Genomic DNA, 13,435 nt, shown 5'->3' on the forward strand with positions numbered 1-13,435 from the left:
CTTAGGGGATTTATTCACTTTTTCTGTGGATATCTATGTGAAAAAGAGTGAGATAATCAGGGTATAGTTTTTATATTGTTAGAAAGGCTGTTGATATAAATTTTAAAATATCACTTATAATTCAAATTAATAGCTATATTTCAATGCCTATTTCAGCGATTGGATAAAACAATTAAAATACTCTCCTGCTTAAATCGCACAAAAAATAACCACAGGGTGTTTTATCCACAGGTTATGCCGATTAGTTAGACAAAATAGGATAATTTTGGCAAATATCTGCAAAAGTCAAGGCTGTAAATCAGAACAGTGATCTCACTTTCTGTGAGTTATCCCATAAAGCTGTGGATAACCTAGTGCAAAAGCCTGTTTATGATTTCAGGATAACCGTGCACAACTTAGAATTATAAATTTCAATTGGCGAGTTAACTCAAAAAAATGATGATATATCATGCTATTATGATTTAAATGAAATAAAGCTAAATACGTTATCAATAACCTGTTTTTTCTGTCTATTATTTATACAAGAAGATAATAACTATGTTTACGCCACCAGTAGCGCCCGAAAATGAGCAAGTTTTATTCGAACGAGCAAAAGCGCTTGCAGGTTATACTTTTGGTGAACTTGCCTCTTTTGCACAACTTCCTATCCCAATTGATCTTAAAAGAGATAAAGGCTGGGTAGGTATGTTGTTGGAATATTATTTAGGTGCAAGTGCAGGTAGCAAACCTGAGCAAGACTTCAGTGAGTTGGGCATTGAACTCAAAACAATTCCAATTGATAGATTAGGTATGCCTTTGGAAACAACTTTTGTCTGTGTCGCAGCATTAACCGGAAACAGCGGTATTACATGGGAAAATAGCCATGTAAAACGTAAACTCTCAAAAGTATTATGGGTACCTGTTGAAGGAGAAAGGGAAATACCATTAGCACAACGTCGCGTCGCCTCTCCATTACTTTGGAGCCCTAATAGGACGGAAGAAGAATTATTACGTCATGATTGGGAAGAGCTAATGGATATGATTGTGTTGGGTAAAGTAGAAAGCATTACCGCACGCCACGGACAAGTCTTACAAATCCGTCCTAAAGCAGCTAACAGCAAGGCATTAACCGAAGCCATTGGTGAAAATGGACAACGTATTATGACATTACCCAGAGGCTTTTATTTAAAAAAGAATTTTACCGCTCCACTGCTTGCTCGTTATTTTCAGCTTTAACGCTATCGTATTTAGCTATTTGTTATCTGTGAAACAGCCCCAAATTTAATTGGGGCTTTTTTTTTAAGTTATGGCATCTCAATGATTAAAAAATCACAACTGCTTTTCCACTAATGCCAAAGGCGACCATGTCGATAACGACATAGTTTCATGATTGTTTACGACAGTAAATTGTTGCTGATTGAATATTGCCATATCTTGGATAATATTTGCCACCCCTTGTAATGATAGCTCTGAGGATGTTTCAGTCATCGAAATAACAGGTTTCTGTTCTTTTTCATTCACCTCATTTGCTGCCATTTTTACAGTTAGCGTAAATTGCTTATCTTCAGTTTGATACTGTGTATTATTACCCACTTGAGATGAAATCAATGTTTCATTTTCCGTCAATCCAGTCACAAAAATATGACTGTTTTTTCCTTCATCATAAACAGTCACATGACTTTGCCGTTTTTGCACCACATATACATTGTTACCTTCACCCCCACTCAGATAATCATGACCAAATTGAGAAATTAACAGATCGTTGCCTTCACCTCCGCTCAAGCGATCATTACCTTCTCCAGCAATTAAAATATGATGCCCTTTATTGACAAGAATATTATCATCACCTTTCCCACCATCAATAACTGAGCTTATATTATTATGATTAATAACAATATCATTCCCATCATTCAGTTCAATAATAGGCAATAAATCAATGAGTTCTTTCGGTTTATCTGCAAGTGCTGCTGATAATGGAGTTGAATAAGGCACTACTGAATTAACACCATAGGCAGATAATGCTTCTTTATTTAAAATAAGTGATTCAGGGATCACTAATAAATCATCATTATTACTTATATTTAAATTCAAATTAACTACAGGCATTAGCAAATTTGAATAGCTATCTTTAGTTGGTAATGTAAAAACAATATTATCTTTATCTATTAATCGAATACTCACGTTTGTATCGACGATTTTATTTAATAGCTCTGAATCGAAAGATAGCGTTAAATAATCATCAGGAAGATAGCGATGAGATAAAAGGCCATCTTTAAATGTTAAATCAAAACCACTTATATCTGTTAAAAAGAAATGGCTCACATCAGCATCAGTTAGTTTATCGATATAGTCAGATAGTGAGATATTTACCCTTTCATTGTTATTGTTTGTTAAAAATGTTTTTATTTGATAACTGTCATTTCCCTGACTTAATTTAATGTATGAGTTAGCCTCAATACCAAAATAATGATTATTTTGGTTATTTCCGTGAATACCAAATCGTAAATTTGTTCCAGATGAGAAACCACTATATTTAAACTCTGGAAATAATTTTATATTTCGACTCTGACTTTTAAAAGCAGTCACAACTAAATTATCATACTCATTAATATAAAAATCTTTAATTGCTAATTTTGATTCATTATATTTTTCTAAATAACTAAACTTGTATAATACCTTATCTTTAGTACTTTCATCCAACGTGAGTGTAAAACCATCTTGAGTTATTAATGTATAACGATGTGAATGCGTATTATTTACTGAATCATCATAAACATTTTTCAATGTCACAGAATGATAAATATATTTTCCCTCCTGATTTTCATTATTAATTTTAAAATCAAAAATAATATCTTTTTTATTACGTTTTATTGATGTTATCTCATCAAAACAATAATTAAACCTTACAACACTAGATCCGAAATTATTAGTTTCATTAATTATAGTTTCAAATAATTTATTATAACTCTGTTCTAAAGAAGAACGTAAAATAACATAGCTATCATTGCCCCCCCCCCTTCAGCATAACCTTCATTTAATACAAGTGTATCATTTCCCCCTTTACCATATAAATGATCAACACTACCAGCACCATTTAAATAATTATCCTCTTCATTACCCAAAATATAATCATCACCTGTTTCACTGCCAATAACATTTTCAATACTGTCTAAATACGCAATGACTTGCTGATCTTGTAACTCTATATTAGGCATTGTATCAATAAGTTTTTTCGAATAAAAACGCCCTTCACTTTGATAAAGATAAAGTTTTGAATGAAAACTTTGGCTATTAGTTTTATCTTCTGAGTTTTGAAATTTAACGTAATTATGTTGTAAATCGACTTTATAACCCGTGTATTTACCTGTAGTTTTTATCAGGCGAAGTGTATCATTTCCTTCTCTACCATAAAAACGACTCGCATAATAAGGTGACTCTGATGTAAAGACATTAAATACATCATCTTTTTCACCACCACTTAATCGCTTAGTGCCATTATAAATATCGAATGTATTTTGAGTTATTGAGGGTGCTGCAATAATATCATTACCATTATGTGTGTTAAAATAAAGCACTGAATTTTCATGCCAATCCGAAGTATAGTATTTTTCAATATTATTAGTTTTTATTAATCCATTCTCTAATTTACTTTCTCCTAATTTATTAATCACATATTCTTTAGTCGTTTTACTATTCTTAAAAAAATCTTCATCCACTATCTCGCCAAAAATAGCATCTTCGTCGTCAGAAGCAATTTTTATTGTATATCGGTTTAACTCATTAATATAAAAATCCATATCAAAAATAAGTTTTTCATCTGTGGCAATCGCTTCTTTAGGTAAATAATATTTATAGGCTGTTTTTTTCGCACGCAGATTAGGATGAAGCGCTGACATTTCTTCAGCTTCTTTTTTGCTCATATTTTGTGCTATTCGCTGAGAAATAAAATCTTTTGAAGGTATTAAAATAGAATCGACTGTTTCTTCTATTAATGTAGAAATAACTTTATAATAATAATGTTCTTGATAAATCTGTTTTTCATTTGTATAAAAATAGTTACTATTTGGGCTCTGTTCTTTTATTTCTTCATAATGAGTTAACGCTTTTTTATCAATCATCTCTTCAAGTTGATTTTCGGTGTCTAAATATATTATCTCATTTTTCTTATCTGGCATAATATCGCCCATAAGAAAGGCATGAAAACCATTATTTAATTCCTCCATAGGTGTAAAATTGACTTGTTTTTTTGCCTCTTCAATTAATCTTACTGCATTATAAATTGAAGTTGCCAATGCAATCAAAGTACTCGCGACAATACCAATAGGTCCTGCAATTGTTGAACCTGCAAGTATAGCTATAGAAATGCCTACAGTAACAAGCCCTGAAACAATCGCGAATGAACCATTAACGATATAATCAATTTTTCTCTTTTCATCAGTCTCACCTGAAATACGGCTGAAATTATCATAAGCATGATAAATATCAAATCCAACTGAAAGCACATTAAGCGCAATCCCTACTCGCGTGCTTATCTTACTCACATATTCCAAAGGGTTGTGTCGATATCGCAATAATCCTTTTGCTATTGCAATTTCAATTATTTCAGAAACCCCATTAAATGCCATTTCAGACCACATTAAGGACAAGTCAGTAATGATTTCTTTTCGTTGTTGTAAAGATATATTTGGGTTATTGAGTTGTTCTGCTAAAGAAAAAGTATTATTAACAGACTGCCACATGGAATAACCAATATTAGCATAACCTACCTTACTCAATATTTTCATATGTCTAGGTATTTTTAATGAAGGTTTTCTGATGCTCTCCCAATAATGCTCATCAAATGGGACTTTTTCTAATTCTAAAATTTTAACTAATCGTTCATAACTTGCAAGATAATCAATACGCTCAGCATTAATTGAAATTAATTTTTTTATATTCTCTTCTTTATTATTTAATAAGCTTCTAATAATAGAAATAGCTGTTTTATCATCATCTGTTCCCGAAGCACATAAGAAATAATCATTTAGCTTATCCGCATCGAATGTAAAATTAGAATAATCATGATTTTTTTCAAAAATATCCGTATGCTCTATTTTTTTATTATTAATTTTCGCACCTAAGCTGATAAGTAGTCTTTTGTCTACTTCGATATCATGGATTTTTATTTTATCCTCTACAATTTCACTATTATTAAGCCCTAAGCTTAATTCAAATAAATTATCAGTTGATTTATTCTCATGTGATCTTTTTTGACTTAATGCTCGTACTTCGTTTATACCAAATGATGATAAAATATCTTTATTACTATTTAATGAGATTAAATAATCAACATCATTAATAGCAATATTATACTCTTGTTCATTTAAAGCTATTTTCAATAAATCAACCGTCAATTTATTTTTATTAGGTTCATTAAAATAATGAGAGAGTAAATCAATTGATGCGTCACTTAAATAATCAATCGATTTTGGTATATCATAAATATTATTTATTAATAATTTAATTCTATTTAAATTATCAGTTATAGTATCGTTTAAATAGTTAAAATCATAGCTGTTTTTCCATGCTTCTAAGGTTATATTTTCATTCACATACTGATTAAACGCTTTACTCATTAATGGATCATAAAGAGCAATATATAATTTATTGAATAATAAGGTGCTATTATCAATAGAGAAAACCTCTGAAATTTCTTTAAAGTATTTATGTATTGCATATTCAACTGAAATTTTGCCTTCGATAATTTTATCTATCACATTTTTAATAGTGACTGATCCTAGTGATTCACCACACCAAGCTCCAAAAATATTATTCAGCTGGAAAGAATTTATCTTTCTTTCCGTTTTTTCGTTAAATGTCGTTCTATACTTATCAATACCAATGCCTTTTAATTCTCCGTCATATAAATCAAAAACGGGCTCTTGATAATTTATTTCATTAGCAATTTCTAATACAACGTAATTTTTATTATTGATAATTTTATTTTTTATTACACGAAGATGTGTTCCCGGTGCAATAATTGCTCTTTCTGAACTACCTGAATGAAGACTTGTTAATGGTTTAGCTCGGTGCTTTCCAACAATAGAAACATACACATTATCAGACGATGTTTTCTTTACTTTTTCAATATTACTAAAGCCATGAAAAATACCATCAAAAGCGAGCAAATTTCCTTTTTCATAATTATTTTTTAAAACATCACTATTTTTAACAGTAAATGATTTATATATTGGTGTATCAATATCAGAATATTTAGATAATAAAGAAAAGACACTAATTAAACTAGTTTCATTCGTTCTATTCAAAAAAAGTCCATCTGTCTTAATCAATGACTCAAGTAATTGATAACCTACTTTTTTAAACCATTGTATATCTCTTATTTTAGAATAAAATTCGATTCTCTCTTTTGTAGATAGAAGATGATTTTTATTAGTCATCTTATTTAAAAGATCATTTTTACGATTATATTCTGATGATAATAAAGTTATTTCATTCCTAGCATTATTATTGAGTTCTATTTTAGACGAAATTGTATTATTTTTAACATAAGAACCTTCATTAAACTTATTAAGTGAAGCGTCATGTTCTAACGTATATTTATCTTTTTTATCTATGCTTAACTTTCGTCCTACTTCATTTTTTGTATCAATAAATGAGGCTGAGATCTTTCGTTTATTTGTAAAATAATTATCATTGATCCCATCGTTCCATTTTTCATTTAAAGGCGCAATATAACCTAAATCAATCATAAATTGCTGAAACTTTGAAAATTCATCTGGTGATTGTAATACAACAGTACCATTATTATTAATATAAAATAAATCATGTAATGTTTGATTTTTTGAATTAAGGGATTTATCAAATAGTGATTTAGGAACAAAAAAAGTGGCAGGAAAATTATCATGAATTACTGCAAAGGGATTAGCATCATCGGCACCATGATGGACTATTTCCATCCCTATTGATCGCCCCAATGCTGTGTTTAGTTCATTTTTTAGTTCTTTTATTTGCTGACTAATAAACCCTAATTGATGTCCTTCATTTTTTTCATATAATAATTGATTATTGTACAATATTTTTTGCTTATCAGTGAGTTCAGAGTAATTCACACTTTGTTTCCATTCCTCCCAAGATACAGGCATATTAACCCGTGTATTTGTTCCTAAATGGCTATAAGGATAAATCACCGTAAATAGATCATAATCCGCAATCATCGGTTTATTTGATATAGGATCAGCTATCACCAATACAGGTTCTACTTCAAGTCGATTATGGTGTTGAACTAAATAATACTGTTTTCCTTCTATTATTTGTAGTTCTAAAAAGAACTCATGTGTTTTATTATTGTGTATGACTTCAAAAATTAAAGGTGAATCTTTATCATAAGGATAATTGATCACCTTGCTCTCCATCAATTCGTCCACTCTTTCGGTAGAAAGATAAAGCTCACTCACAGATGCAACGCCTGTTTTTATTGCATCTGCTACTGCGTCCTTATATTTCAATAGATCTTTTTGTGCCGATGCTTTAGCCAGTGATTGATCGACAGGAATAAAACCAGCCATAGGTCCCCAATCAGAACTTTTCGCCTTGATAGCTAAACTCTTACTACTATATTCTCCCGATGAAATTAATGAAGTTGAGTTAGTATCGATCGGTCTTACACCAATAATAAGCCCTTTTTCTTCTGCTATCTGAGAAAATATCGCTTGATCTTTAATTGGCATACCTATTTTTACTTCGTTTAACTCCTTTTTTCTATGATTATTATAACCTAATGAATTTAATATCTTATTATTTTCTTTTTTGTTTAATTCTGAAAAGCTATTATATTCTTCTCTATTTGTGAAGCTGATTTTTTTTACTTTTTTATTTTTACTTAATAATTCATTATAGATGAGATTATTGTTATAGTCCTCGTCAGGATTTTCATAAGAGAAATAAATATTTGTATTTATTTCTAAATCTGATGGAAAAATAAATTCATTTTTAGGAAGATAACTACTTAATATAATGCCTTTTATTTCATTATTCTTGGCAAGATTATTTGCATATAATAAAAGCGCATTTTCTCTTTGATCGTTATTTCCATGAATGAAAATATTTTGAGGTAATTGCCCTCTATGCTGTAACCAAAGATGTTCTAATAAATCAGAACCTGCATTTTTGTTTTTTGATACATCAACAATAAATAAATCATATCCAGCCGCATGATATTCATCTACATATCTAAGATAGTTTTTTTCTATTTCATCTGCTTCACTCAGAAGAATAATGACATTTTCGTTAGTGTTCTTTCTTTTATCATTTAATGAATAATATGCATTTATTTTATCATTTCTTACTTTTTTTAAGATATCTGTCTCTGCTTTTATGAGTGTAAATCGATATGATTCATCATTATCTATTAATAATTTATTTTCTTCCATTTTATATTTTCCATTTAAATAATTTATTTATCTGAAAAATAATTGCATTATTTCATTAATGTAAATATAAAAAATAACACACATTAAAATAAGATGTATAATTATAATAAAACGAGTAAGAACAAGAATCGTTATTTTATAAAAAAATAGCTTCATATTATGAAGCTATTTTTTATTTAATAGACATCAAGCGAAGTTATTTTTTAGCTGCCTGCAAATAAAGCATATCAAGTGCAATTGTTGCCCCTGCAAGCGCAGTAATATCAGATTGATCGTAAGCTGGAGAAACTTCAACTACATCCATACCGACAATATTTAACGGTTGCAATGCACGTAAGATCTTCAGCGCTTTATCTGTTGTTAATCCACCGACAACGGGTGTTCCTGTTCCTGGTGCAAACGCAGGATCAAGACAGTCAATATCAAAAGTGAGATAAACAGGTAAATCGCCAACAATACCTTTGATCTGATCTACAAGATCAGCCACACCACGATCGTTAACTTGCGCTGCATCCAATACAGTGAAACCATTATTACTGTCATGATCAGTACGAATACCAATTTGAACAGAGTGGTTAGGATCGATTAATCCTTCATTTGGTGCATGGAAGAACATTGTACCGTGGTCAAATTTACTACCATTACCATAAGTATCGGTATGTGCATCAAAATGAACTAATGCCATTTTACCAAAGTGTTTTGCATGGGCACGTAATAACGGTAATGTGACAAAATGGTCACCACCAAACGTTAAACATTTTTTACCTGCCGCTAATAATTTCTCTGTATGAGCTTGTAATTTATCGCTCATATCTTGTGCATCACCGAAGTTAAAAACTAAGTCACCACAATCGACGACGCTTAAACGTTCACGCATATCGAAATCCCACGGCCAGCGGTTACCTTCCCACGCTAAATTCGTTGAGATTTGACGAATAGCGCCCGGTCCGTGACGAGTTCCTGCACGACCTGATGTTGCCATATCAAAAGGCACACCCGTAATAACCCAATCTGCATCACTGCTGTAAGGCTGAAAATTCAGTGGAAAACGTAAAAAACCAAATGCATTAGAGATCAATGAATTATCAGTCTCATTACCTAACGTACTATTTTTCATGCTATTACCTCTGTTACTTATTTAAAATAAGCAACATACAATCAATATGATAGATAAAGAGTGATGTTTAATAACATCACTCTTGCATTGGAAAGTGAAGAATTACTCTTCTTCTTCCAGATACGTATAACCGTATAAACCACTTTCAAATTCAGTCAGGAATTGCTCTTGTAACGCTTCATCTAACTGTGCATTTTTTACTTGAGTACGGAAACGATCTAACAGCACGGTAGGATTTAACTTAACGTACTGGAGCATATCGGCAACCGTATCACCCTCTTCACTTTGCTCGTAAGTCAGGTTACCTTTCTCATCAAGGTAAACGTCAACAGCTGCCGTATCACCAAATAAGTTATGCATATTGCCTAAAATTTCCTGATATGCCCCTACCATAAAGAAACCGATCATGGGTGGATATTCAGGATCATAAGCGGGCATTGGCATTGTTGTTTCAACACCATCACCATCAACATAATGGTCAATAATACCATCTGAGTCACAAGTAATATCGAGTAACACTGCGCGACGATCAAGAGGTTTATCTAGCCCTTCAATAGGTAATACAGGGAATAACTGGTCGATACCCCATGCATCAGGTAAAGATTGGAACAATGAAAAGTTAACATAGAACTTATCTGACATACGTTCTTGTAACTCATCAATAATAGGACGATGAGCGCGATTACTTGGATCTAAATCATACTGAATACGACGACAGATATTCAAATACAGCTCTTCTGCCCATGCACGCTCTGTCAGGCTTAACATGCCGTGAACATATTGAGTATGCACATCGTGTAAGTCTAATTGGCTATCGTGTAACCATTCACGTAATGAACGGCTATGCCCCTTAGTTTGCATCTCTTCCCATGTTTCCCAAAGACTTGCAATCGGTCTTGCAGCATCATCTTCAGGTGGTGTAATTGCCGTAAATTCATTACGCTCAACGCCAATCACATTAGAAATTAATACGGTATGGTGTGCCGTTAATGCACGACCTGATTCAGTAATAACAGTTGGATGTGGTAAATCATTTTCATCACATGCGTCACCAATCGCCCAAATAACGTTATTCGCGTATTCATTAAGGCCATAGTTAACAGAGCAATCAGATTGTGAGCGTGTACCTTCATAGTCCACACCTAAACCACCACCCACATCGAAATACTGAATATTTACGCCCAATTTGTGCAGTTCAACATAGAAGCGTGCAGATTCACGAACACCCGTTGCGATATCACGGATATTCGCCATTTGTGATCCCAAATGGAAATGCAGTAATTGCAGGCTATCTAAACGGTCAGCTTGGCGTAACATATCAATTAATTGCAGAACTTGTGTCGCAGCTAAACCAAATTTTGATTTTTCACCACCACTTGCCTGCCATTTGCCTGATCCTTGAGAAGCAAGACGAGCGCGAACGCCTAAACGTGGAATAACTTCTAAACGTTCAGCCTCTTCAAGAACCATTTTAATCTCAGACATTTTCTCAATGACTAAGAAAACTTTATGCCCAAGTTTTTCACCTGTGAGTGCTAAGCGAATATACTCACGGTCTTTATAACCATTACAGACAATCACAGAGCTTGTCATATTGGCATGAGCAAGTACTGCCATTAATTCCGCTTTAGAGCCAGCCTCTAAACCTAAAGGCTCTCCTGCATTCACTAATGACTCAATCACACGACGTTGTTGGTTAACTTTAATTGGATAAACTAAAAAATAGTCACCTTTATAACCATAGGATTCACGCGCGCGATGAAACGCGGCATTAATCGAACGTAAACGATGTTGTAGTATTTGTGGAAAGCAAAAAAGTGCAGGTAAACGCAGGTTTGGTTGCTCTTCTTGAACTCGTTTAACCAATTCGGTTAAATCAAAAGTAGCATCAGGAACATCAGGATTAGGGCAAACACTAATATTTCCCCGATTATTCGCTAAATAGTAACCGCCCCCCCAATATGCAATGTTATAGGTCTGCTGCATCTTACGAGCGATGTTATCATTCATGACATTCTCCTTAGGGAGTATGAGTTTATACCTTGCCTGTCACCATAGTAGTCAATTATCTGACAAAAATCTGAAACGACTGATAAATAACAGTTGGAAGTAATGGCTCACTATATATTTTTATATGATTATCCAGCTATACGCAGGACATAATAGTAGAAAGTTCTTGAGTTAACCTATAACGAGTTAACACAATCACCTATTGGCAAGTAACAGACAACTTCGCTCTAAAGAGAAAGAGCTCAAAGAGGAAATTACTCTAGATATACTACGTGTATAGTATTGGTGAGTACTGTTTTGGTTTTTGAAAAGACTAACCTGTAGACAATGGAACATTACCCATTCACTCCACACATGGCTTAAACCCGTAAGCCATTTCCCTAACAGAGAAACAGGATCAGAAATCCTGCGGTTTACACTGTGTTCAGATTTCACAGTAACCGCGAGTTTATACCTTTAGTTAGTTAAAAATGCAAAGCAAAAAGTACAAAAAACTTTTTTTTCTCTACTCCCTATTTTCTCCACACAAAAATAGCGGGCAACAAAAAATAAGATTAACTGTTTGATTCTGCTTTATCCCTATATTTGATTAAAAAAAGCTGGAATTAAAGAGAGAAGAGTCATAAAATGGACGTCTAGATGTTAAAACATCCATCCTTAAACCGTTTGTATTAAGGTAACGAGATATAATGACTACACACCTTTTTACTTCTGAATCAGTCTCAGAAGGTCATCCAGATAAAATCGCGGATCAAATTTCTGATGCCGTTCTGGATGCAATTTTAGAACAAGATCCAAAAGCACGCGTTGCCTGCGAAACTTACGTTAAGACAGGCATGGTTATGGTAGGCGGAGAAATTACCACCAAAGCTTGGGTCGATATCGAAGAAATTACACGTAACACTGTTCGTGAAATCGGCTATACCAGTTCCGAGATGGGCTTTGATGCTAATTCCTGCGCAGTTATCAGTGCGATTGGTAAACAATCTCCTGATATCAACCAAGGTGTTGACCGTGCAAATCCATTAGAACAAGGCGCTGGCGACCAAGGTTTAATGTTTGGTTATGCAACCAACGAAACTGATGTATTAATGCCTGCTCCAATTACTTATGCTCATCGCTTAGTTCAACGCCAAGCACAAGTCCGCAAAAGTGGTACTTTATCTTGGTTACGCCCTGATGCAAAAAGCCAAATTACCTTCCAATATGACAACAATAAAGTTGTTGGTATTGATGCAGTTGTATTATCAACTCAGCATTCTGAAGATATTTCACAAAAAGATCTGCATGAAGCAGTGATGGAAGAGATCATTAAACCTGTTCTGCCAGCAGAATGGTTAAATGAGCAAACTAAATATTTCATCAACCCAACAGGTCGTTTTGTTATCGGTGGACCAATGGGTGACTGTGGTTTAACCGGTCGTAAAATCATTGTCGATACTTACGGCGGTATGGCTCGTCACGGCGGTGGCGCTTTCTCTGGTAAAGATCCATCGAAAGTTGACCGTTCAGCAGCTTATGCTGCACGTTACGTTGCTAAAAACATCGTGGCAGCAGGTTTAGCAGATCGTTGTGAAATCCAAGTTTCTTACGCAATCGGTGTGGCAGAGCCAACATCCATTATGGTAGAAACATTTGGTACTGAAAAAGTCCCAACAGCACAACTGATCCTGTTAGTGCGTGAATTCTTTGACTTACGTCCTTACGGATTAATTCAAATGTTAGATTTACTGCACCCAATCTACCAAAAAACGGCTGCTTACGGTCACTTTGGTCGTCCTGAATTCCCTTGGGAAGCAACAGATAAAGCTGAAATCTTACGTGAAGCGGCAGGCTTAAAATAAGTCTCTTGCCAATAACATCATGTTATTGATTTTAAATAAGACCACATCTTTATAGA

The 13,435-nt window shown here is 33.4% G+C and carries 6 protein-coding genes; 2 read left to right on the forward strand and 4 right to left on the reverse strand.

Going from position 1 to position 13,435, the window contains the following annotated elements; genetic code table 11:
- Positions 1-537 precede the first annotated feature (537 nt).
- Positions 538-1,215 carry a DNA mismatch repair endonuclease MutH gene (mutH, locus tag JEP71_RS05265; protein ID WP_198620926.1) on the forward strand — a complete coding sequence of 226 codons (678 nt, stop codon included), beginning with the start codon at positions 538-540 and terminating at the stop codon, positions 1,213-1,215.
- Positions 1,216-1,308: 93 nt separating this feature from the next.
- On the opposite strand, the gene JEP71_RS05270 is transcribed toward mutH, so the two are convergent.
- The 4 genes from JEP71_RS05270 to speA form a co-directional block, all read right to left on the reverse strand.
- A complete protein-coding gene (locus JEP71_RS05270) occupies positions 1,309-2,679 on the reverse strand; it encodes a calcium-binding protein (RefSeq protein ID WP_232797518.1) in 1,371 nt (456 codons plus the stop codon).
- Positions 2,680-2,951: 272 nt separating this feature from the next.
- Positions 2,952-8,408, reverse strand: coding sequence for an anthrax toxin-like adenylyl cyclase domain-containing protein (locus tag JEP71_RS05275; RefSeq protein WP_198625863.1), 5,457 nt, complete (start codon positions 8,406-8,408; stop codon positions 2,952-2,954).
- Between the two features lie 196 nt (positions 8,409-8,604).
- Positions 8,605-9,525, reverse strand: coding sequence for an agmatinase (gene speB / locus JEP71_RS05280; RefSeq protein WP_198625864.1), 921 nt, complete (start codon positions 9,523-9,525; stop codon positions 8,605-8,607).
- 102 nt (positions 9,526-9,627) lie between these two features.
- The gene (gene speA / locus JEP71_RS05285) at positions 9,628-11,535 is read right to left on the reverse strand and encodes a biosynthetic arginine decarboxylase (RefSeq protein WP_198620923.1); all 1,908 of its coding nucleotides are present in this window, start codon (positions 11,533-11,535) and stop codon (positions 9,628-9,630) included.
- A gap of 689 nt (positions 11,536-12,224) precedes the next feature.
- On the opposite strand from speA, the gene metK reads away from it, so the two are divergent.
- On the forward strand, positions 12,225-13,379 hold the full coding sequence (metK, locus tag JEP71_RS05290; protein WP_198620922.1) for a methionine adenosyltransferase: 1,155 nt from the start codon (positions 12,225-12,227) through the stop codon (positions 13,377-13,379).
- Positions 13,380-13,435 lie beyond the last annotated feature (56 nt).

Source organism: Proteus sp. PR00224 (genome assembly GCF_016238105.1).
GTDB lineage: Bacteria > Pseudomonadota > Gammaproteobacteria > Enterobacterales > Enterobacteriaceae > Proteus.